Origin of the sequence: Methylobacterium sp. EM32, assembly GCF_040593685.1 — a bacterium.
In the GTDB taxonomy this organism is placed as follows: domain Bacteria; phylum Pseudomonadota; class Alphaproteobacteria; order Rhizobiales; family Beijerinckiaceae; genus Methylobacterium.
In genome coordinates this window covers 18,414-40,787 of record NZ_JBEXZS010000177.1, presented here as the reverse complement: position 1 = coordinate 40,787, position 22,374 = coordinate 18,414, and the positions used below count along the sequence as shown (strand labels likewise).

18 protein-coding genes are annotated in these 22,374 nt (G+C 71.6%); 10 read left to right on the top strand and 8 right to left on the bottom strand.

Annotation, left to right across the window (positions count from 1 at the left end):
- From ABZT49_RS23555 to ABZT49_RS23540, 4 genes are all read right to left on the bottom strand, one after another.
- On the bottom strand, positions 1-1,590 hold a 1,590-nt coding region (locus ABZT49_RS23555), incomplete at its 3' end, for a glycosyltransferase family 2 protein (RefSeq protein ID WP_355289496.1).
- Positions 1,587-3,569 (bottom strand): glycosyltransferase family 2 protein, encoded by a 1,983-nt coding sequence (locus ABZT49_RS23550; RefSeq protein ID WP_355289495.1) that lies wholly within the window; start codon positions 3,567-3,569, stop codon positions 1,587-1,589. The genes ABZT49_RS23555 and ABZT49_RS23550, both read right to left, overlap by 4 nt.
- Positions 3,566-4,189 carry a hypothetical protein gene (locus ABZT49_RS23545; protein ID WP_355289493.1) on the bottom strand — a complete coding sequence of 208 codons (624 nt, stop codon included), beginning with the start codon at positions 4,187-4,189 and terminating at the stop codon, positions 3,566-3,568. Before ABZT49_RS23545 ends, ABZT49_RS23550 begins: the two co-directional genes overlap by 4 nt.
- 20 nt (positions 4,190-4,209) lie before the next feature.
- Positions 4,210-4,713 carry an invasion associated locus B family protein gene (locus ABZT49_RS23540; protein ID WP_244539420.1) on the bottom strand — a complete coding sequence of 168 codons (504 nt, stop codon included), beginning with the start codon at positions 4,711-4,713 and terminating at the stop codon, positions 4,210-4,212.
- Positions 4,714-4,977: 264 nt separating this feature from the next.
- Here ABZT49_RS23540 and ABZT49_RS23535 point away from each other — a divergent pair, with 264 nt between their 5' ends.
- On the top strand, positions 4,978-5,376 hold the full coding sequence (locus ABZT49_RS23535; protein WP_355289491.1) for a hypothetical protein: 399 nt from the start codon (positions 4,978-4,980) through the stop codon (positions 5,374-5,376).
- 2 nt (positions 5,377-5,378) lie between these two features.
- Here the strand turns inward: ABZT49_RS23535 and ABZT49_RS23530 are convergent, their stop codons facing one another.
- The gene (locus ABZT49_RS23530) at positions 5,379-6,122 is read right to left on the bottom strand and encodes a SprT family zinc-dependent metalloprotease (protein ID WP_355289489.1); all 744 of its coding nucleotides are present in this window, start codon (positions 6,120-6,122) and stop codon (positions 5,379-5,381) included.
- A gap of 148 nt (positions 6,123-6,270) precedes the next feature.
- Complete coding sequence (locus ABZT49_RS23525; protein WP_355289487.1) at positions 6,271-7,542, bottom strand: polyhydroxyalkanoate depolymerase; 1,272 nt, start codon at positions 7,540-7,542, stop codon at positions 6,271-6,273.
- Between the two features lie 317 nt (positions 7,543-7,859).
- Here ABZT49_RS23525 and ABZT49_RS23520 point away from each other — a divergent pair, with 317 nt between their 5' ends.
- The 3 genes from ABZT49_RS23520 to ABZT49_RS23510 all read left to right on the top strand — a co-directional run bounded on the left by ABZT49_RS23520 (position 7,860) and on the right by ABZT49_RS23510 (position 10,868).
- Entirely contained in the window at positions 7,860-9,251 is a 1,392-nt protein-coding gene (locus tag ABZT49_RS23520; RefSeq protein WP_355289485.1) for an ActS/PrrB/RegB family redox-sensitive histidine kinase, read from the top strand.
- Between the two features lie 43 nt (positions 9,252-9,294).
- On the top strand, positions 9,295-9,894 hold the full coding sequence (locus ABZT49_RS23515) for an ActR/PrrA/RegA family redox response regulator transcription factor (RefSeq protein ID WP_093567068.1): 600 nt from the start codon (positions 9,295-9,297) through the stop codon (positions 9,892-9,894).
- A 170-nt stretch (positions 9,895-10,064) separates the two neighbouring features.
- Entirely contained in the window at positions 10,065-10,868 is an 804-nt protein-coding gene (locus ABZT49_RS23510; protein WP_355289484.1) for a class I SAM-dependent methyltransferase, read from the top strand.
- A gap of 7 nt (positions 10,869-10,875) precedes the next feature.
- Here ABZT49_RS23510 and ABZT49_RS23505 read toward each other — a convergent pair whose 3' ends face one another.
- Entirely contained in the window at positions 10,876-12,474 is a 1,599-nt protein-coding gene (locus ABZT49_RS23505) for a gamma-glutamyltransferase family protein (RefSeq protein ID WP_355289482.1), read from the bottom strand.
- Positions 12,475-12,667: 193 nt separating this feature from the next.
- On the opposite strand from ABZT49_RS23505, the gene ABZT49_RS23500 reads away from it, so the two are divergent.
- Genes ABZT49_RS23500 through ABZT49_RS23490 form a run of 3 tightly spaced genes read left to right on the top strand, consistent with a single transcriptional unit; the run spans position 12,668 to position 14,938 of the window.
- Positions 12,668-12,847: a hypothetical protein gene (locus tag ABZT49_RS23500; RefSeq protein WP_355289499.1), complete on the top strand. Its 180-nt coding sequence runs from the start codon at positions 12,668-12,670 to the stop codon at positions 12,845-12,847.
- 12 nt (positions 12,848-12,859) lie between these two features.
- Complete coding sequence (locus tag ABZT49_RS23495; RefSeq protein WP_355289480.1) at positions 12,860-14,419, top strand: glucan biosynthesis protein D; 1,560 nt, start codon at positions 12,860-12,862, stop codon at positions 14,417-14,419.
- A 15-nt stretch (positions 14,420-14,434) separates the two neighbouring features.
- Positions 14,435-14,938 carry a GrpB family protein gene (locus tag ABZT49_RS23490; RefSeq protein WP_355289478.1) on the top strand — a complete coding sequence of 168 codons (504 nt, stop codon included), beginning with the start codon at positions 14,435-14,437 and terminating at the stop codon, positions 14,936-14,938.
- Positions 14,939-15,269: 331 nt separating this feature from the next.
- On the opposite strand, the gene ABZT49_RS23485 is transcribed toward ABZT49_RS23490, so the two are convergent.
- Positions 15,270-17,801, bottom strand: coding sequence for a glycogen/starch/alpha-glucan phosphorylase (locus tag ABZT49_RS23485; RefSeq protein ID WP_355289476.1), 2,532 nt, complete (start codon positions 17,799-17,801; stop codon positions 15,270-15,272).
- A gap of 642 nt (positions 17,802-18,443) precedes the next feature.
- Here ABZT49_RS23485 and ABZT49_RS23480 point away from each other — a divergent pair.
- The 3 genes from ABZT49_RS23480 (at position 18,444) to ABZT49_RS23470 (ending at position 22,321) form a co-directional block, all read left to right on the top strand.
- The gene (locus tag ABZT49_RS23480) at positions 18,444-20,099 is read left to right on the top strand and encodes an alpha-amylase family glycosyl hydrolase (RefSeq protein ID WP_407943555.1); all 1,656 of its coding nucleotides are present in this window, start codon (positions 18,444-18,446) and stop codon (positions 20,097-20,099) included.
- A gap of 205 nt (positions 20,100-20,304) precedes the next feature.
- On the top strand, positions 20,305-21,849 hold the full coding sequence (gene glgA, locus ABZT49_RS23475) for a glycogen synthase GlgA (protein WP_355289474.1): 1,545 nt from the start codon (positions 20,305-20,307) through the stop codon (positions 21,847-21,849).
- Between the two features lie 187 nt (positions 21,850-22,036).
- Positions 22,037-22,321, top strand: a complete 285-nt coding sequence (locus ABZT49_RS23470) for a hypothetical protein (RefSeq protein WP_355289472.1) — start codon at positions 22,037-22,039, stop codon at positions 22,319-22,321.
- The last annotated feature ends 53 nt before the right edge of the window (positions 22,322-22,374 follow it).

Below are 22,374 nucleotides of genomic sequence, written 5' to 3'. Positions count from 1 at the left end.
CCCCCGCACCCGCACATACGTCCCCGCCCGCGGATCGAACCCCGGGTGGTACCAGGGATCGGCCTCCAGCCGTGCCCCCCACCGCGCCTGCAGCGCCGCCACCTCGGCCTCGTGGCGGCTCTTCGCCTCTGGGTTCCAGCGCCGGCTCGCCGCCTCGTGGTGGTAGAGCACGGCGCCCGGCACCATCATCGTCCGGTAGCCCGCCGCCTCCAGCCGCAGGCAGAGGTCGACGTCGTTGAAATCGACCGCGAAGGCCGCCGCGTCGAAGCCCCCTACGGCCCGGAATTTCTCGGCCTCCACCGTGAGGCAGGCCGCCGTCACCGCCGAGACCCGGTGCGTCGCCCGCAACGAGGCGAGGTAGCCCGGCGCCGTGCCGGGGAAGTGGCGGTGGGCGTGGGTGACGAGACCGCCGGTGCCGAGCACGATGCCGCCGTGCTGGATCCGCTCGCGGATGTCGAGGAGCTTCGCTCCCACCGCCCCGACCTCCGGCCGCAGGGCCTCCTCGGCCATCCGCCGCAGCCAGTCGCTCCGGTGCGCCACCACGTCGTTGTTGACGAAGACCAGCAGCGCGCCGCTTGCCTCGGCGGCGGCCCGGTTGTTCATCGCCGCGAAGTTGAACGGGCCGGGGCAGGGCAGCACCCGCACCCCCTCCCCCGCCAGACGCTGGAGATAGGCGAGGGTGCGCGGATGGCGGCTGTCGTTGTCGCAGACGATGATCTCGAGGGACGGCCAGTCGGTCCGGGCGCGCAGGCTCTCGATGCAGGCCCGCAGGAGCTCGACCCGGTCGCGGGTCGGGATGATCAGGCTGGCGAGCGGCGGCGCGGGCAGGTCGCGGCGCAAGGCGAGGATGCCGCCCGCCGCCTCGACCCGGCCAGCCCCGGCGAGGTGACGCTCGGCCAGGGCCCGGCGCGACTCCGCCCAACCCGCCGGAGGCGCGGCCGCGTCGGGCGCCCAGGTCGAGAGGAGGCGCGGCAGGTGGCGCACCTCCCCGGCCGCGAGCCGCAACAGCAGGTCGGCGGCCTCCGCCCCCGGCAGGGCGGGATCGAGCCCGAGCCGGTCCAGCACCGCCCGGCGACAGGCGACCACCGGGCCAATGTAATCCGCGGCGAGCAGGTAATCGGTGTCGAAGGCCGGGCGCAGCACCGGCAGACGCGGCGCCCCCTCCGGCCCCAGCACTACGGCGTCGCCGTAGAGGGCGATGATGCCGGCATCGGCCGCGAACGCCTCGGCGATGGCGGTGGCCGCCCCCGGCACGAGCCGGTGGCCCGGCGCCGTCAGCACCACGATGTCGGCCGGAACGGCGCCGCCGGAGAGGATCTCCGCCGGCGTCGCGACGCGCAGGCCGGGCACAGCCTCGGCCTCGCCCGCCGGCACGGGCGGCGGCGTCAGGGCGTGGCGGGCGCCCCACAGGATCGCGGCGCGGTCGCGCGCCCGCACTCTTTTGCCGGCGAGGAAGGCCCGGGCGACCGCCCAGGCCTCGCCCGGACGCTTCAGCGCCAGGAGCAGCCGGACGAGCCAGCGCCGGGCGGGACCGGGCCGGTCTTCCGCGAAGCGTAAGGTATCGAAGGCCGGATGAGGCGGCAGCCTCATTCCAGTTCCTCCCCGAAGGTCGTGACCGAGAAGGCCGGGTGGTAATACGGGTCGTCGCGGATCACCGCCCGCCAGCGGGCGGCGAAACGGTTGCCCTCCGCCTCGAACCGCGCCCGGGCCGGGCCGACGCTCGGGCCGCGGCTGACCGATTCGTGGTGGGCGAGCGTGGCCCGCGGGGTCCAGACCGAGCGCCAGCCCGCGGCGGCGAGGCGCAGGCAGAGGTCGATGTCGTTGAAATCGACCGGAAACGCCTCGGCGTCGAGCCCGCCGACCGCCTCGAATTTGTGGCGCGCCACCGCCAGGCAGGCGGCGGTGACGCCCGCGACCTCGTGCGCGACGGTGAGCCGGTTCAGATGGCCCGGCGTGTCGGCGGGGCGGTTGCGCAGGATGTGCCCGGCCCGGCCGCCGAGCCCGACCACCACGCCGGCATGCTGGATCCGGCCGTTGCCGAACAGGAGCTTGGCTCCGACCGCGCCGACCTCCGGCCGCAGGGCCTGGCGCACCATCGCCGAGAGCCAGTCGGGATGCAGCACCTCGACGTCGTTGTTGAGGAGCACCAGGACCTCGCCGCGGCTCGCCGCGGCACCGTCGTTGACGAGGCGCGAGAAGTTGAACGGGCCCGGCCGGTCGAGGCGGTGCACCCGCGGGTCCGAGGCCCAGTCGGCATAGAGGGCGGCCACCGCCGGGTCGGTCGAGCCGTTGTCGACGATGACGAGTTCGAGCGCCGGATAGGCGGTCTCGTGCAGCACGCCCCGCACGGCGACGCGCAGCAGGTCCGGCCGGTCGCGGGTCGGGACGATGACCGAGACCAGGGGGGGCGGATCGGGGAGCGGCCAGTCGAGGTCGAGGGTGTCGCCGGTCCGCACCAGGGCGGCGGGCGAGCCGGCCCGGTCGAGGGCCCGCGCCAGGTCGGCGGCGTGGCCGTCGGGATCCGGCACGTCCGGCGCGACGCGGCAGAGGAGGCGGGGGATGCGGCGCACCCGCTCAGGAGCAGCGAGCGCGACCGCGAGGAGGAGCGCCCGGGCCCCCTGCCCCGGCGCCCAGCCGCTACGCGCGACGAGGTTCCGTCCCACCAGGAGCGGCCGCCCGGGATAGAGCGTGGTCAGGGCGAGGTCCGGGCTCCAGCCGGGCTTGAGCCGGGGACGCAGGCCCTCCGACGTCTCGGCCTCGCTGTCGGCATAGGCGAGGTCGGCGGGCTCCAGCCCCGCGAAGGCGGCGGCGAGATGGGTGAGCGCGTCGGGTGCCAGCGCATCGCCGGGGCGTAGAAAACCGATCGCGATCCCGTCCGGCAGGGCCTCCGCGGAGATTCGCGGGTCACCCGCGAAGCCGGCCGGCGCCTGTCCGCGCCAGTGCAGGGCGAGGCGCCAGTCGCGATGGCTTTGTGCCAGCAGGGCGGCGAGGGTGCGCCGCACCGCCGCCTCATCCCCCGGTGCCGCCTCCAGGATCAGGCCGAGGCGCGGCAATCCGGGCGGCACCCGGTCGAGGGCGGGCTCGAACGGCCGCGCCCGCTCGGCCTTCCAGAGCGGGTATTGCGCCAGCGATCGCACGCCGGCGGCGATGCGCAGGGTGTTGCGCAGGCGGCGGGCGTCGCGGCGCAGCCATTGGTAGAGCGCGACCGGCAGCGTGTCCGGCCGGCGCCGGGCGCAGAGGGCGAGCACCGCCGTGCGGGAGAGAAGCCGCGCCGCCTCGATCCGGAACCCCTCCGCCGGAGCGGCGAGCCGGATCTCGTCCGTGCTCGGAGGCACCGGGCCGAGCCAGGCGGCACGGCCGAGCACCGGGCCCGGCAGCAGCGCATCCTCGTGGGACCCGTCCGCCCGCGCGAAGCGCAGCATCGGCCGCACCGGCGCGGCGAAGCGGTCGAGGGCGTAGTCGAGGGCGAGCCAGCGCCCGGCAATCGGCCGCTCGAAGACCAGGGCGCGGGAGAAATCCGGATCGTCCGGGCGGGAGGCGATGCGCCAGGGCGCCACCCCGGCGGTCAACCGTCGGCCGGCGACGGGGCGGCGGGCTTGCGCCGCGGCGCCCGCGCGGGTTTCGACCCGCCGCCGAGGCCGACCTCGATCTCGAAATCCTGCGCGAGGTTGGCCGGGACGGAGATCCCCTCCTCCACCACCGTGAAGGTGCCGTTGGCGCTGCCGGCGGGAATCGTCGCCGCGGCCTGGCGGCTGCGCCGGGTGATGACCTGGGTGCCGCTCTTGACCGTGATGGTCACGGGGGCGTTGAAGCGGCCGGGGGCGCCGCCGGGCCCGAGCAGGACCACGCCCTGCACCCCGACCGCGACGGTGACGCTGCCGTTCGGCCCAGGCTGGCAGGAGCGGCTGATCTGCCCGAGGCGGATCTGCGTCCGCACGGTGCCGCCCGCCATGGTCTGCAGCGAGGAGCCGCCCTCGCTGACGTCGAGGGGCGGGCAGTAGACGTCGTCGAGGTTCGGGGGCGCCTCGGGCGGCTTGGTGGTGCCGCCGTACTTGAAGATGTTGAGGAGCGGATTGCCCCCCTCCTGCGGCGCCGCGTCCTGCGCCCGCGCCGGAGTGGCGAGCACGCCGAGCGCCAGGGTGAGGCCCAGCATCCCGAGGCCGAGGGTGCGGAGACTGTGAGCCGTCACGGTCCTCTCCCGATCGTCGATCACTTCAGGCTGTCGAAGCCTTCCTTGAACCCCTTGAGGGAGAGCGGGATGCCCACCCCCTCCTCGGGCGTCTGGAAGACGATGAAGGTGGCCTGCTGGCCGCCCTTGAGCTGGCTGATGAGCTTGTCGTCCATCACCACCTCGGCGACGCAGCCGGTGGAGAGGCAGCGCACGAACGACGTGCGGCCGATCTCCGCCTGGTCGACCTTGAGGCCGAGGCCGGAGGGCAGGAGCACGCCGAGGGGCGCCACCACCCGCAGCAGGATGCCGCGGTTGTCGGCGGTCTTCAGCACGATCACCACCAGGGAGAGGTTCGGCCGGTCTTCCGCCGCGACGTACTGCACCAGGGCGCATTGCTCGGCCTTGGCGCCGGCGGGCGTCTCGCAGCGCAGCTGCCAGTCGTCGAAGCTCTGCTTGACCGCGCCCTGCGCCAGGGCGGCCCCGGCCGGCAGGCCGAGCGTCAGCGCGAGTCCGAGGGTGGCGGCCCGCACCCGGCGTCCGATCCGTCGCAAGCTGTCTCCCACGCCGCTCACCGCTCCGCTGTCCGGGCCATCCGCCGGCCCGGGGGCGTTCCGACCACGGGGCCGGGATGCTGTCAAGCCGAGGCGCCGTTTCGAGATCGGGAACTCTCGCGGGGAACCGGTGCCGCCGGACCGGCTTAGCTTGGGAAGGAGCCGGGCTGCATCCGTCGTTAGTGGTTGTGCATGGTTTCCGGTTCATATCGGATCGACCGACCCCCGCCCTCACCCTCCTCGCGAGAACCCCCGATGAGACCCGCCGCCACCTCCCTCGCCCTCCTGGTCCTGGCCGCCGGCCCGTTCGCCGGACACGCGGCCGCCCAGTCTCTGCTGGTCGACTCGCTGCCGGTCGGCGAGACCACCTATGTCGAGCGCTCGCTCAACCGGGATGCGACGCTGACGATCGAGCACCCGCCGGTGCCGCGCAACCCGCGCGGGCGCCGGGCCTCGCGCTCGGCCGAGATCGCCGGGTTCTGCCGCGACGGCGGGGTGATCCGGCGCCGGGGCGAGCAGGGTGAGATCATCCTGCGCCAGCGCGAGAATTGCGACAGCATCGCGCCGCGCACCCTCGCTCCGGGCTATGTCGACCCGCGCCCGGCCTGGCCGGTGCGGCGCGAGCGCGTCGTGGTGGTGCGCACCAAGGGCTGAACTCAGCCGTAGCGGTGCAGCTCGGTGCCGTGCCGCTTCAGCCAGGCCTCGGGCTCGTCGTAGCCCGGGGAAAGTTTCTGGACCACGCGCCAGAACCGGTCCGAGTGGTTCATCTCGGCGAGGTGCGCGACCTCGTGCGCCGCCAGGTAGTCGAGCACCGAGGGCGGCGCCATGATCAGGCGCCAGGAAAAATTCAGCTGGCCCGCCGCGGTGCACGAGCCCCAGCGGCTGCGGGTATCGCGCACGGTCAGGCGCTTCGGCGTGCGGCCGAGCGCGCCGGCATGGCGCGTCACCGCCGCGGTGAGGTCGCGGCGCGCCTCGGCCTCCAGGAAGTCGCGCACCCGCCGCGCCACGTGGGGCAGCCCGCACGACACTGCGATCACCGGCGCGCCGTCGGCATCCGTGGTGGCGAGCGTCGCGCCCGATGTGCTCGACCAGTGCAGGATGCGATGGGGCACGCCGCGCAGGGGCACGACCGCGCCGGGCACGAAGGCGACGCGCTCGGGCAGCTTCGCCACCCGGGCGGCGATCCAGGCGCCGTGCGAATCGGCGAAAGCTTGCGCGGCGGCGAGGGGGGTGCGCTCCGGCAGGGTGAGGACGATCTCGCCGGTGGCGCTCGACACCCGCAGGGTGATGCGGCGCGCGGCCGCGCGGCGGCGCACGGTGACCGGGTAGCAGGTGCCGGCGTGGATGACGGTGACGTGGGTGGGTTCGGGCGCCGAACGGCGCAGGAGCGCGACTCGCATGCCACCCTTGTATCCGGGAGACCCGGAGCCTGTCAGCGTCCCGCGTGATCGCGCGAGGCCGACGAGGTGCGCGAACCAGGAGCGTAGGGAGCGGGCCGGTGACATCGGCGGGAGCCGGCGCCGCTCGAGGCGGCGCCGGATGGACGGATCAGGAGGCCTCGCGCAAGTCTTCGACTGCCTGCGTGCCCTGCATCGCGTGCATGAAGGCTGAGATGCGCGGCGCGATGTTGGCGCGGAAGCGCGAACCGTTGAAGACGCCGTAATGGCCGACGCCCTTCTGCAGGTGGTAGAGCTTGCGCTCGGCCGGGAGGTTGGGTGTCAGGTCGTGGGCCGCCAGGGTCTGGCCGACGCCGGAGATGTCGTCGTTCTCGCCCTCGACCGCCATGATCGCGCAGTGGCGGATCGCCGTCGGGTCGACGGGCTTGTCACGGTGGCGCATCTCGCCCTTCGGCAGGGCGTGCTCGACGAACACGGTGTTGACCGTCTGGAGGTAGAACTCCGCCGTCAGGTCCATCACCGACAGGTACTCGTCGTAGAAGTCGCGGTGCTTCTCGGCCGAGTCGCCGTCGTTGCGCACCAGGTGCTTGTACATGTCCCAGTGGGCCGTCAGATGACGGTCGAGGTTCATGCCCATGAAGCCGGAGAGCTGGAAGAAGCCCGGATAGACCTCACGCCAGGTGCCGGGATAGCCCGGGGGCACCACGGTGATGCAGTTGCGCTTGAACCATTCCGAGCCGCGCTCGGCGGCGAGGCAGTTCACCGCGGTGGGCGAGCGGCGGGTGTCGATCGGGCCGCCCATCAGGGTCATCGAGGTCGGCACGCCCTCCATGCCGTCCGCCTCCATCCGGGCGACGGCAGCGAAGACCGGCACCGAGGGCTGACAGACCGCGATCACGTGCAGGTCCGGCCCGAGGGCCTGGAACATCTCGATCAGGTAGTCGATGTAACTGTCGAGGTCGAAGCGCCCGGCCTCGAGCGGCACCATGCGGGCGTCGATCCAGTCGGTGATCATCACCTCGTGGGCCGGCAGCAGCGCCTCGACCGTGCCGCGCAGCAGCGTGGCGTAGTGGCCCGACATCGGCGCCACGACGAGCACCTTCGGCTGGGCCTGGGTGGTCGGGCGCTTCAGCGCGCGGTCGAACTTGAGGACCTGGCAGAACGGCTTCGACCACACCACCCGCTCGGTGACCTCCGTCACCAGGCCCTCGACCACGGTCGTGGGCAGGTTGAAGGCCGGCTTGCCGTAGCGGCGCGTGGTGCGCTCGAACATCTCGCAGGCCGCCGACACGGTCCGGCCGTAGGGCGTGTAGGTGATCGGATTGACGGGATTCTTGAACACGAGCTGCGTGGCGTCGGCGGCCGCTCGGGCAGGCGTCAACATCCAGTGCGCAGCTTCATACCAGAAATAGGAGAGATCCATGACGCCACCGTCCACGATTGACCCAACGACGCGCGCACCCGCCGTTAGGAGACGCCTGTCCCGACCGGGAGCCAGGACAATAGAGGCCTGATATAGAAGGGCAACATCTGCGGAAATCCAAGGTGTCAAAAGGTGGAACTGTGCCTTTTTTGCCTCAACTCCCGCGTGTGCCTTGTGCGATGCGGTAACCGATGCGGAACCGCCCCGTCGACGATCCTGAACCAGGGAATGCGCCGTCGACAATAACGCACTGGGCCGCGAAGGGTTTCCGGCCCGCCGCCCTGGCCGGCGGGCGGCGGCGCACTATGGTTTCCGCCATGTTCGAGACCTTGCAGACCGACCTGGTGCGCGACGCCCGCCACCTGCGCCTCGATACCCTGGTGCGCCTGCGCTGGCTCGCGGTGGCCGGGCAGGGCGCGGCGGTGGCCGGCGCCCATCTCGGGCTCGGCCTGCCCCTGCCCTTCGGCTGGTGCTTCCTCGTCATCGCGGCCTCGTCCTGGCTCAACCTCACCCTCCGGATCCGCTACCCGGCGAGCCACCGGCTCAGCGACGACGCTGCGGTGCTGCTGCTCGCCTTCGACATCATCCAGCTCGCCGCCCTGCTCTTCCTCACCGGCGGCCTGCAGAACCCGTTCGCCCTCCTGTTCCTCGCCCCCGTCCTGATCTCGGCCACCGCCCTCCCCCCGGCCCGGACCCTGGCCCTCGGCCTCCTGGCGGTCGGGCTCTCGACGCTGCTGGCGCTGGTCTACCGGCCGCTGCCGTGGTTCGCGGGCGAGAAGCTCGAATTGCCGTTCCTCTACGTCTCGGGCGTCTGGACTGCGATCCTGCTCGGAACTGCTTTCACGGGGGTTTACGCCTGGCGTGTCGCCGAGGAGGCGCGCCAGCTCGCCCAGGCGCTCGCCGCGACCGAGCTGGTGCTGGCCCGCGAGCAGCACCTGTCGCAGCTCGACGGGCTCGCGGCGGCGGCCGCCCACGAGCTCGGCACGCCCCTCGCCACGATCACGGTGGTGGCGAAGGAGCTCGACCGCCAGCTCGGGCCCGCCGCCTCCCCGAGCGTGGCGGAAGACCTGGCGCTCCTGCGCGATCAGGTCGAGCGCTGCCGCGGCATCCTCGCCAAGCTCACCTCGCTCGATGCCGACCAGGGCGGCTTCATCGAGACCATCTCGCTCAGCCACCTCGTCGAGGAGCTCGTCGCGCCGCAGCGCGCCCTCGGCATCGTGCTCGACGTGACGACGAAGGGCGACGGGCCGGAGCCGGCTTGCCGGCGCAACCCGGGCGTGATGTTCGGGCTGGCCAACATCGTCGACAACGCGGTCGACTTCGCCGAGAGCTGCGTGTCGATCGAGGCGCGCTGGAGCCCGGACCGGGTCTCGCTTGAGATCCGCGACGACGGGCCGGGCTTCGCCCCCGAGGTGCTGCTGCGGGTCGGCGAGCCCTATGTCAGCACCCGCAGCGCGGCCAGGGGCGCGCAGGAGAGCGCCGGACCGGAGGGCGGGACCGGCCTCGGCCTCGGCCTGTTCATCGCCAAGACCCTGATCGAGCGCTCCGGCGCGCAGCTGAATCTCGCCAACGCGGTCGATCCCTCGACCGGCGCGGTGGTGCGGATCGTCTGGCCCCGTCACGTTTTCGAGAGGGAGGCCAAAGGCCTGCGAAACCCGGGTACGGGGGGCGCCGCACCCCTGACGCAGGCCCGCGACGTTCCTATATAACGCTCTGAAGAGACTGACTGAAATTCGCAAGGAGCGTCGCCTGATGACGCAGTACGGAACACTGAGCCCGGAGGCCGCGGCCGGCACCATCCCGGAGGGCGACGCCCTCCTCAACCACGCCGACCGCAGCCTGCTGATCGTCGACGACGACAAGCCGTTCTCGACCCGCCTCGCCCGGGCGATGGAGGCGCGCGGCTACCGGGTGCACGTGGCGGAGAGCGTGGCCGAGGGCGTCTCGGCGGTCGACGCGCAGCCGCCGGCCTTCGCGGTCATCGACATGCGCCTCGGCGACGGCAACGGCCTCGACGTGATCGCCCGCCTGAAGGAGCGCCGGCCCGAGGCCCGCGGCGTGATCCTGACCGGCTACGGCAACATCGCCACGGCGGTGACCGCGGTGAAGCTCGGCGCCTTCGACTACCTGGCGAAGCCCGCCGACGCCGACGAGATCCACGGCACCCTGATGGCCGAGCCGGGCGAGCGGGCCGACCCGCCCGAGAACCCGATGTCGGCCGACCGGGTGCGCTGGGAGCACATCCAGCGCGTCTACGAATTGTGCGGCCGCAACGTCTCGGAGACGGCGCGCCGGCTCAACATGCACCGGCGCACGCTGCAGCGGATCCTGGCGAAGCGCGCCCCGCGCTAGAGCCCTGGGGATGGATGGCGAAGGGCCCGGCACCGCGAGGTGCCGGGCCCTTCGCATGTGTAGCCGTCATGCGCGAAGGTTACGCCATGTAAATCCCGTTCATCTTCATGGTCATGCGGGATTATGACGATAGTCCCGGAAAGGCTCCTCGGCTGTGGAGCGGAAACGCCATGACCGCGAACCTCCACCGCAATTTCGGCGGCGCGATCCCGGATTTCTACGAGCGCGGCATGGCACCGGTGATGTTCGCACCGGCTGCCGCGGTGACGGCAGCCCGGGTCGCCGCCCTCGCCCCGGAGCGGGTGCTCGAGACCGCTGCCGGCACCGGGCAGGTGACGCGGCTCCCGGCGGCGCGCCTGCCGGCCGGGACGGCGATCACCGCCACCGACCTCGCCCCCGCGATGCTGGCGCTCGCCACGGAGACCCTGTCGGACGCGCCCGCGGTCGAGCTGCGCCCTGCCGACGCGCAGGCGCTGCCCTTCGCGGACGCCGCCTTCGACCTCGTGCTCACCCAGTTCGGCGTGATGTTCTTCCCCGACCGGGCCGGCGCGATGCGGGAGGCGGCGCGGGTGCTCCGTCCCGGCGGACGGATCCTGTTCACCACCTGGGATTCTCGGGCAGCCAACCCCTGCGCGCAGATCGCCGCCGACCTCGTCGTCGAGACGACCGGCGAGCCCGGGGTCTTCGGCCTCGCCTACGGCCTGACGAGCCTCGACGCGGTCCGGACGCTCGTGCAGGAGGCGGGGTTCACGGGCTTCCGCGCCGAGGTGGTCCGCCTCGACGTGCCGGTGCCGGATGTCGGGCTGTTCGCGGCCGGCCTCCTGCGCGGCAACCCGACCGCCACCCTGCTGCACGAGCGCGGGATCGCGCCGGAGCCGCTTGTCGCGGAACTGGAGCGCCGGCTCCGGGACGCGCTCGGCGCCCCCGCGACGGCCCGGTTGCAGATGCTGCTCTTCGAGGCGGTGACGCCGTGAGACGGGGCTAGAGCCCCGCCGCGCCGCCATCCGAGCGCGGGTCGTGCGTCGCCTCGACCCGTCCGTTGCCCGGGTGGCGGACCAGCAACCCGGCATGGCCGAGCGAGTCGATGTAGGATCCGCCCAGTTCCTCGACCTCGTGGCCCATTCGCGCGAGCGCCGCGATGCAGGACGAGTCGAACCGATCCTCCACCTTCACGGTCATCGATTCCGCGCCCCAGGTGCGGCCGAACAGGAAGCGCGGCGCGTCCACCGCCTCGGCGACGCCCATCCCGTAGGTGGCGTAGCGGGTGAAGACCTGGGCCTGGAATTGCGGCTGCCCGTCGCCGCCCATGCTGCCATAGGCCATCACCCGCCCGTCGGCGAGCACGGCGAGGGCCGGGTTGAGGGTGTGGAACGGCCTCCGCCCCGGCTCCAGCGGGTTCACGGCCCGCGGATCGAGGGAGAAGGCGAGGCCGCGATTCTGCCAGGTGATGCCGGTGCGCGGCAGGACGAGGCCGGAGCCGAACTCCCAGTAGACCGACTGGATGTAGGAGACCGCGACGCCGTTTGCGTCGATCGCCCCCATCCACACGGTGTCGCCGTCGCCGACCGGGCGCACCGGGTAGGGCGAGGCGCGGTCCATGCGGATCGCCGCGGCCTCCGCCTCCAGCCGCTCCGGCGCCAGGAAGGTCGCGGGGTCGTGGCGCAGGCGGTCGAAATCGGTCACCACCGCGTCGCGGATCCGGAAGGCGCGCTTCGTCGCCTCGATCAGCCCGTGATAATGCGCCGCCGTCTCGGGACGGATGGTTCCCAGGCGCTCGTAGAGGCCGAGGATCATCAGGGCGGCCAGCCCCTGGCTCGGCGGCGGGCAATTGTAGACCGTGCCGCCCGAGAGTTTCAGCGCGAGCGGCGCCCGCGACACCGCCCGGTAGCGCTCGATGTCGCTCCGGGTGACCGGGCTCCCGGCGCGCTCCAGGTCGGCGGCGACCTCGCGGCCGATATCGCCGCGGTAAAAATCCTCCAGCCCGGCATGGCCGAGCTGCTCCAGCGTCGCGGCGAGAGCCGGCAGCGCCCGCTTCGTCCCGGATTTCGGGGGCTTCCCGTCGATGAGGAAGGTGTCCTTGAAGCCCGGCTGGTCGTGGAGCGTGTCGAGCTCTTTCGGGACGTAGCGCGCCTCGGACGGCGACACCGACACGCCCTCGCGGGCGTGCCGGACCGCGTCGGAGAGGAGCAGGGGCAGCGGCAGGCGCCCGCCGAGGTCGCGGGCGATGCCGTGGGCGAGCGCCCAGCCGCCGACCGCGCCGGCCACCGTCAGCGCCGCGTCGGGTCCGCGCTCGGGGATCGCGTCGTAGCCCTTGTCGCGATAGCGCTTGATCGTCGCGAGGCTGCCGGCCGGGCCGCAGGCCTCGATCGCCCGCACCACCCCGTTCGGGCCTCGGATCAGCCAGAAGCCGTCGCCGCCGAGGCCGTTCATGTGGGGGTAGACCACCGCGATCGTCGCCGCCATGGCGAGCATCGCCTCGACGGCGTTGCCGCCCTCTTCGAGGATCGCCCGGCCGGCCTCAGCCGCGAGCTGGTGGGGAGCCGCGCAGGCGGCGCGGGAGAAGACGGGGGTCTCGGGCATCTCACCGATGGATGACGATACGGAACGGACCCGCGCGGTTGCGCCGGCCCTGCGGTTCAGGCTAGTCCCCGCAGCCATGAAACGATAGGCGCTCCCTCGGCCGCCCGTCGCCCGCCCACAAGGACAAGGATCAGGCCGCGTGCCCGCATCAGGTTCCCTCAAGCCCCGCAGCCTCCTCACCATCCTCAGCATCATGGTGCTGGTCGGCGTCGAGGTCTTCGCGGTGGCGATCGCGGCGGGCTGGGCGCTCGCCGGCATCTTCGAGCTCGGCGACACCGTCGGCCATGTGCTGATGGTGCTGTTCAGCCTGGGCGCCCTGTCCATCATGATCCAGCTCTGGCGCCGGGCCACCAGCATCGAGCCGATTCGCTAAGGACGTACCGCGATGATCGACCGCCGTACGCTCCTCGCCGGCGCCGCGCTGCTGCTCGGCTCCAGCCCCGCGGTGCTGTCCGCCGAGCTGCCGCTGGGCACCCCCGAGGCCTTCAGCTTCGAGGGTCTCAAGGCCCGGGCGCGGGACCTCGCCGCCCGGCCCTACACGCCGCCGGCGATCCCCGACCGCGACGTCCTGCAGGCGATCGACTACGACGCCCACGGCAAGCTGAAGTACAAGCCCGACCACGCTTTGTGGGCCGACGGGCCGAGCGCCTTCCCGGTCACGTTCTTTCATCTCGGCCGCTACTTCCAGAAGCCGGTGCGGATGCACGTGGTCGAAGGGGGCCAGGCGCGTGAGATCATCTACGATCCGGCCGCCTTCGAGATGCCGGCCGATTCGCCTGCCCGCCGCCTGCCCCCGAATCCGGGTTTCGCGGGCTTCCGCTTCCAGGAGCGCCGCGGCGGCCCCCTCGACTGGCGCCGCAACGACTGGGTCGCCTTCCTCGGCGCCTCGTATTTCCGGGCGATCGGTGAATTGTACCAGTACGGCCTGTCGGCCCGGGGGCTCGCCCTCGACACCGTGATGCCGGACCGCCCCGAGGAATTCCCGGACTTCACCCATGTGTGGTTCGAGACCCCGGCGCCGGATTCCGACACCGTCACGGTTCTGGCGCTCCTCGACGGCCCCTCGGCCGCCGGCGCCTACCGCTTCAAGATGCGCCGCACCAAGTCGGTGGTGATGGACATCGAGGCGAGCCTGCATCTGCGCAAGGATGTCGGCCGCTTCGGCCTGGCGCCGCTGACCTCGATGTACTGGTTCTCCGAGACCGCCAAGCCCACGGCGACCGACTGGCGCCCGGAGGTGCACGATTCCGACGGCCTCGCGCTGTGGACTGGCGCCGGCGAGCGGATCTGGCGGCCCTTGCGCAACCCGCCCCGCACCATGGTCTCGGCCTTCTCCGACCAGCGCCCGCGCGGCTTCGGGCTGATGCAGCGCGACCGGCTGTTCGACCACTACCAGGACGGCGTCTACTATGACCGCCGGCCCTCGCTCTGGGTCGAGCCCCTCGGCGACTGGGGCAAGGGTAGCGTCCAGCTGGTCGAGAACGCCACCGACGACGAGATCCACGACAACGTGGTGGCGATGTGGGTGCCGGCGGAACCCGCCCGCGCCGGCTCCTCGCACGACCTCGCCTACCGCCTGCACTGGGTCGCGGACGAGCCCTATCCGAGCAACCTCGCCCGCTGCGTCGCCACCCGCGAGGGCAATGGCGGCCAGGCCGGCACCGACCGGCCGAAGGGCGTGCGCAAGTTCGTGGTCGAGTTCCTGGGCGAGCCGCTCGGCCGCCTGCCGGCCGGGGTGAAGCCGGAGGCGGTGCTCACCGCATCGCGCGGCACCTTCCCGCTCGCCCGCACCGAGGCGGTGCCGGACGACGTGCCGGGCCACTGGCGGGCCGAGTTCGACCTCGCGGTGACGGGAGCGGAGCCGGTGGAGCTGCGGCTGTTCCTGCGCCGGGGCGACGAGACGCTGAGCGAGACTTGGACGTACCAGTATATTCCGGCGGCGTGACCGGGCCTCGAATCTGTGCCGCTCACGAACACCCTGGTCGAGTACGATCCGCACTGGCCGCAGATGTATGCGGACGAAGCGGCGCGGCTCGCCGGGGTGTTCTCGGATCGGCTTGTCTCATTTCATCACGTCGGAAGCACCGCCGTCGTTGGTCTGCTCGCGAAGCCTGAGATCGACATCCTTGTGGAAGTCCATCCGGACGCCGACGCCCAGCAATGGACGACGCCGCTTGCCGATCTGGGCTATCGGCGCGGCGGCGATCTGTCTCGCGGGCACTTCTTCTTCAAACGGGACGTGAACGGCGTCAGGACGCACAAGTTGCACCTCTGCATGGCTCACCATCCCGATGCCGAGCGGATGCTCGCGTTCCGCGACCTGCTGCGAGCCGATCCCGCCTCACGCGAGCGCTACGGCGAGTTCAAGCGAAAGATTGCCGAAGACGAGAGCATGGATATGAAGCGGTACCTGTCGCTCAAGGAGCCGTTCATCGCCACCATGCAGAGCGCTAGCTTCAGATAAACTCAGCCTGATCCATCCTGACATCAATTAAGCGCGGGATCCCCTCTCCCGTGTGGGAGAGGGGTAGGGGTGAGGGTGGCGCGCTTCAGTCAGACACTCTGAGCGCCGTGCTGGCAGCGGGACGGTACGAGCCAGACTCAGAACCGTCGCCACCCTCACCCCGGCCCCTCTCCCACACGGGAGAGGGGAGACGCGCTCTACTTAACTCAACAAATCAAATGGAAATCGTGACACACTCGCCGGCAGCCACCGGCTCGAATGCCAGCACACAGCAGAAAGCCCCGCAGCTCACACCGCGAGGCTTTCCTTTCCATCATACGGTCAAGCCGTTTCAGCCTACCCGCACCCGCCAGATCTCCTCGGCATACTCCCGCATTGTCCGGTCCGACGAGAACCACGCCGTGCGGGCGGTGTTGAGGATCGCCGCGCGCCACCAGGTCCGGGGCTTGCGCCACGCCGCGTCGACCTCGCGCTGGGCCCGCCAGTAATCGTCGAAATCGGCGGTGAGCAGGAAGCGGTCGCCGTGGATCAGCTCGTCGACGAGCGGGCGGAAGCGGCCCGGCTCACCGGGCGAGAACCCGCCCGCGGCGATCAGGTCGAGGGCGTTGCGCAGTCGGGGCGAGGCCGCGATGGCCCGGCCGGCATAGCCCGGCTGGCTCTGCGTGCGCTGCACGCCCGCCGCATCGAGACCGAAGATGAAGATGTTCTCCGGCCCGACATGATCCTTGATCTCGATATTGGCGCCGTCGAGCGTGCCGATGGTGAGCGCGCCGTTGAGCGCCAGCTTCATGTTGCCGGTGCCCGAGGCCTCGAGGCCGGCGGTCGAGATCTGCTCCGACAGGTCGGCGGCCGGAATGATCGATTCGGCAAGGCTGACCGAGTAGTTCGGCACGAAGGCCACGGTCAGGCGGCCGGCCACGTCCGGATCGGCGTTGACGCGCTTGGCCACGTCGCTGGCGAGGCGGATGATCAGCTTGGCCTGGTGGTAGCTCGGCGCCGCCTTGCCGGCGAAGAGCTTGACTCGAGGCGTCCAGTCGCGGTGCGGCTCGGCCTTGATCGCCTGGTAGAGCGCGACCGTCTCCAGGATGTTGAGGAGCTGGCGCTTGTACTCGTGTATACGCTTGATCTGGACGTCGAATAGGGCGTCGGGATCGAGGGTGATGCCGGTGCGGTCCTCGACGACGCGGGCCAGCGCCTCCTTGCGCTCGCGGCGCACCGCCGCGTAGCGCGCCTGGAAGCCGGCATCGTCGGCGAAGGCCGCGAGCCCCTCGAGATGGTGCGGATCGTCGAGCACCTTCGCCCCCACCGCCTCGACGGCGAGGCGCGTCAGGCCCGGATTGGCGTTGTGGAGCCAGCGCCGGAAGGTGATGCCGTTGGTCTTGTTGACGATCTTGTCGGTGTCGAGGGCGTGGAGCGGCGCGAACACCGTCTGGCGCATCAGCTCGGTATGAAGCGCCGAGACGCCGTTGACGCGGCGCGCGCCGAGGAAGGCGAGGTGCCCCATCCGCACCCGCTTGCCGTGGCTCTCGTCGATCAGCGAGACCTCGGCGAGCTGCGCGACCGAGGCGCCGTGCTTCGACACCTCCTCGAGATGCATCCAGTTGATCAGGTAGATGATCTGCATGTGGCGCGGCAGCAGCCGCTCCATCAGCTCCACCGGCCAGGTTTCCAGCGCCTCCGGCATCAGGGTGTGGTTGGTGTAGCCGAGGGTCTGGGTGGTGACGTGCCAGGCATCCTCCCAGGACATCCCGTGCAGGTCGACGAGGAGCCGCATCAGCTCCGGCACGGCGATGGCCGGGTGGGTGTCGTTGAGCTGGATCGCCGCGTGGTCGGGCAGCGAGCGCAGGTCGCCGCGCTCGGCGACGTGGCGGCGCACCAGGTCCTGGAGCGAGGCCGAGGTGAAGAAGAACTCCTGGCGCAGGCGCAATTCCTGGCCGGCCGGCGTCCCGTCGCTCGGATAGAGCACCCGCGAGATCGCCTCGGCCCGGGCGCGCTCGGCCACCGCGCCGACATGGTCGCCGGCATTGAAGCGCGCGAGATCGATCGCCTCGGGCGCGCGGGCCGCCCACAGGCGCAAGGCGTTGACGTGCTTGGCGCCCCGCCCGATCACCGGCGTGTCGTAGGGCACGGCGCGCACGGTCTCGGCCGGGCGCCAGACCCGGCGCAGCGTGCCGTCCGGCTGGACGCTCATCGCCACGTCGCCGCCGAAGCCGACCTCGCAGGCCGCGTCCGCGCGCTCGAACTCCCAGGGATTGCCCTCGGAAAGCCAGGTCTCCGGCACCTCGCGCTGCACCCCGTCCTCGATCACCTGCCGGAACAGGCCGTGATCGTAGCGGATGCCGTAGCCGTAGGCGGGAATCGCGAGGCTCGCCATGCTCTCCATGAAGCAGGCGGCGAGACGGCCGAGGCCGCCATTGCCGAGCGCCGCGTCGGGCTCCGCGCCCGCCACCGCCTCGAGGTCGACGTCGAGGCCCGCGAGCGCCGCCCGCACGGTCTCGGCGACGCCGAGATTGCCCATCGCGTCGGAGAGCAGGCGTCCGATCAGGAATTCGAGGGAGAGGTAGTGCACGCGCTTCGGCGGCACGATCCCAGCCGAGATCGCGCTCGCGGCGACCGCCCGGTCGCGCAGGGCCAGCGCCGTCGCCACGAACCAGTCGCGGTCGCGGGCGGTGGCGGGCGTCTTGCCCAGGCCATAGGCGAGCTTCGACAGGATCGCGGTGCGCATGACCGTGACCTCGTCGCCCGCGGGCGCAGTGGGCGACGCCTGCGGCATCCAGGAGCGCGTCTCGGCATCCTGCGGGGCTTGCGCCTCCCGCTGGGCCTCTTCGCGCTGGCGACCGGACAGAAGAACTTCGTTCAGCACCTTGGAACCCCCTTCCCTGCCGCAGGTCTCTCGGGTGCTGCAGCGCGATCTCACGTCGCGTGCTGTGCAGCAAACCTTTGGCCACGGCAGCATCGTGTGGCTGTGGGACGGCGATGTCGAGACGCCGAGACTAAGCTTGAGCACGCGAATCGCTGCGTGTTGCTGTCCCGACACGTCTCACGGAAACGAGACTTGATTTTGACGGAGCGGCCTGAAGCGAGTGTGAACGCTTTCGGGCTTCTCCGCAGGTCGGACCTTAGGGTTAAGCGCTGCCCTTGGGGAATGGATAACCGTTAGGGCAGGGTTGCGCCGGAGGTCTGACCTTCCGGCCGCGGCGCGTCGCTCTTCCGGCGGATCGGCCGCGGGTCGTCCCGGCACGGGCGCGGACCGCGCCTCCCGCCATGCCGGGGCCGTCATGATGGTGTCGCGGCTGCCGGTGATGCAGGCGTGCCACGCTCGCGGTCCCGCGCGCGGAGGCGCAGGAACCGGATGCGATGGGACGTCTTCATGAGCGGACGCCCCGCCGCGGGCGCCCCATATAAGGGCGGCCGCCCGGCGGCTCAACCCCGTGCCCTCCTCGCCCGCCGCCCCTTCGCCCGGCGTCCGTCCGACCTCACCCGTCCCCCTCCCCAGGAGCCCAGCATGACCGACGACGCGAAGCCCGCCACCTTGCTGGCGGGCGAGCTGTGGTGGAAGGCGGGGGTCGTCTATCAGGTCTATCCGCGCTCGTTCCAGGACACCAACGGCGACGGCGTCGGCGACCTCGAGGGCGTGGCGTCCCGGCTCGACTACCTGGCCTGGCTCGGGGTCGACGCCGTGTGGCTGTCGCCGGTCTGCCGCTCGCCGATGGCCGATTATGGCTACGACGTCTCGGATTACTGCGACATCGACCCGCTCTTCGGCACGCTGGCCGATTTCGACGCGCTCGTCGCCGAGGCGCATCGCCGGCGCCTGCGCGTCATCATGGATTTCGTGCCGAACCACACCTCTGAGGAGCATCCCTGGTTCCGCGAGGCGCGGGCGTCGCGCGACAACCCGAAGCGCGACTGGTACATCTGGCGCGATCCCGGCCCCGATGGCGGGCCGCCGAACAACTGGATCAGCAATTTCGGCGGTCCGGCCTGGACGCTCGATCCGGCGACCGGCCAGTACTACTACCACGCCTTCCTGCGCGAGCAGCCGGACCTGAACTGGCGCAACCCGCAGGTGCGCGCCGCGATGATGGACGTGCTGCGCTTCTGGCTCGACCGCGGCGTCGACGGGTTCCGGGTCGACGTGATCTGGCACCTGATGAAGGACGAGGGGCTTCGCGACAATCCGATCAACCCGGATTACGTCGCCGGTGAGCCCGAGATCAACACGCTCGTCCAGCTCCACTCCGCCGACCAGCCCGAGGTGATGCAGGTCATCGCCGAGATGCGGGCGGTGCTGGAGGAGTACGAAGCGCGGGTGCTGATCGGCGAGATCTACCTGCCGCTGGAGCGGCTGGTGGCGTATTACGGCGTCGATTTGTCGGGCGCGCACCTGCCGTTCAACTTCCAGCTGATCCAGACGCCGTGGCACGCCGAGGCCGTGGCGCGGCTGATCGCCGAGTACGAGGCCGCCCTGCCGGACGGCGGCTGGCCGAACTGGGTGCTCGGCAACCACGACCAGCCCCGCATCGCCGCCCGGGTCGGCGACGCGCAGGCCCGGGTCGCGGCGGCCCTGCTCCTCACCCTGCGCGGTACGCCGACGCTCTATTACGGCGACGAGATCGGCCTCGGCCGGGTGCCGATCCCGCCGGAGCGCGTCCGCGATCCCTGGGAGCACAACGAGCCCGGCCGCGGCCGCGACCCGGAGCGCACGCCGATGCAGTGGGCGCCCGGGCTGCAGGCCGGCTTCTCCACCGTCGAGCCCTGGCTGCCCCTCGATCCCCAGGCCCAGACCCGCAACGTCGAGTGCTTGCGCGACGATCCCGTCTCGATCCTGACCCTGTACCGGCGCCTGATCGCGCTGCGGCGCGAATACCCGGCGCTCAGCACCGGCGCCTACCGGGCGGTGTCTGTCTCCGGCGAGGTCCTCGTCTACGAGCGCCTGCACGGCGACGAGGTGATCCGCGTCGCCCTCAATTTCGGGCACGAGGCTTGCGAGGTCCCGGTGCCGGCGGAGGCCGCCTGGGAGGTGCTGCTGTCGAGCGCCGGCGGCCGGCGCGGCGAGGCTCCGGACGAGGGGTCTTTCGCACTTGCGGGAGACGAGGCCCTGGTGCTGATCCGGCGCGCGCCGGAGGCGAAAGGCCGAGCCCGACCTTTACCCGCCTAAGCTCTCGACAAGGCGCGGCACAGCTTCGGGATGCGGCGAAAAACGGATTTTTTGCTTTTCGTTAATCAAATTCGTCTTGCCGTCTCCCCGATCCATGATATTGTGCAGTGCACTGGAACCGGGACCGGAATGGCGCGTTGTCGTGGCAGTACGCCGCGGCATCGTCCGCTCGCAGTCCGTCCGGCTCGCGGCGTGGGGGCTCTTCATGACATTTCCGGCGTCGGCACGGTCGGCTTCGCAAGCGCCGGCCCTGTCGTCTGGTGGCTCCCCGAGAGGAGCCGTCGAGGCGTTGCGCGGCTCGCTCAAGCCGCGGATCCTCTACGCCACGCCCGAGATGGCCGACTTCGTGAAGACCGGCGGCCTCGGCGAGGTCGCGGCCTCCCTGCCCCGGGCCCTGCGCCAGCTCTACGACGTCCGCATCCTGATCCCGGGCTACCGCCAGGTCGTCGACCGTCACCCCGAGATCACCGTGGTGGCCCAGCTCGGCGGCAGCGCCGAAATGCCGCCCTGCGACCTCGGCCTGATCGAGACCGGCGACGGCCTGCCGGTCTACGTCATCCTCAATTCTGGCCTCTACGAGCGGGACGGCACGCCCTACGGCGACCAGGGCGTCGACTTCCCCGACAACGACCTGCGCTTCGGCCGCCTCAGCCTCGCCGCCGCCGAGCTCGCGCAAGGGGTCGATCCCGAGTGGCGCGCCGACCTGCTGCACCTCAACGACTGGCAGACGGCCCTCGCCCCGGCCTACCTCGCCTGGCGCGGCCTGCGCACGCCGAGCGTGCTCACCATCCACAATCTCGCCTATCAGGGCCTGTTCCCGTGGGAGAATCTCGGCCGCCTCGGCGTGCCGGAGAGCGCCTTCCACATCGACGGGGTCGAATTCTACGGCAAGCTGTCCTTCCTCAAGGCCGGCCTGTACTACGCCTCGCATGTCACCACCGTCAGCGAGACCTACGCCCACGAGATCACCACGCCGGAATTCGGCTGCGGCCTCGACGGGCTCCTGCGCACCCGCGCTCATCAGGGCCGGCTCGCCGGCATCCTCAACGGCATCGACGAATCCTGGGATCCCCGCACCGATCCCCACCTCGCCACCCGCTTCGAGCCCGACGACTGGAAGGGCAAGCGCTCCAATGCCGACGCGGTGCGCACCCGCTTCGGCCTCGGCGTCTCCCGCGGGCCTCTCTTCGCCATCGTGTCGCGCCTCGTGCACCAGAAGGGCGTCGACCTGACGCTCGCGGCGGCCGAATCGATCGTCGCCGAGGGCGGCCAGCTTGTGGTGACCGGCCAGGGCGAACCCCGCTTCGAGGCCGCCTTCCTCGACCTCGCCCGGCGCCATCCCGGCTCGGTCGGGGTGCGGGTCGGCTTCGAGGAGACCGACGCCCACCGGATGTTCGCCGGCAGCGACTTCCTGCTGATGCCGTCGCGCTTCGAGCCCTGCGGCCTCGCCCAGATGTACGCCCAGCGCTTCGGCTCCCTGCCGATCGCCCACCGCACCGGCGGCCTTGCCGACACGGTCGAGGACGGCGTCACCGGCTTCCTGTTCGGCGAATCCTCGCTCAAGGGCCTGAGCGGCGCGATCCGCCGCGCCTTCGACGTCTTCGCCTCGAAGCGCCGCCTCGGCGCGATGCGCCGCAACGCCATGGCCCGCGACTTCGGCTGGGACAAGGCCGCCGACGGCTACTCCTCGCTCTACACCCGCGTCGTCGGCAACGGCGCCGACCTGATGCGCGGGCGCGCGGTGGCCTGAGGCCGCCGCTCCTCCCCGATCTCGCCTTGCAACGACCCCGCGGCGCTGTCTGCGCCGCGGGGTCGTTCGCGTTAAGGGTCAGGTGGTACCGCCGAATGGGGCGGCAGACGGCTACGCCACCGGACGGCAGAGTGGGATCAGCGAGGCGTCACGTCTCGGGACGAGGGAGGCGATGATGAGGGCGGTGATGGCAGCGGCGCTGCTCGGCGCGATCTGCACCGACGCCGGCACTCCCCTGCTCGCGCAAGGGGCGGAGGACGTGCCGATCCAGCGCGACCTCCGGCGCGAGCGGCGCCTCGAGCGCCGGCTCCAGCAGGACGGCCAGCCCCCGCTCGTCGATCCCAACGTCACCCCGGACAACCCGGACGGGGTCGTCGGCTTCGATGGACCGCCGGGCCTGTTCGACGACAACGACGTCGAGGACAGCGGGCCGATGGCACCGGGCTCGCCCGCCGACATCGACGACGACTGAGCATCCCGCGGCCGCTCGCCCCTTGACACTTTTCCCTAGGTCAGCAACACATG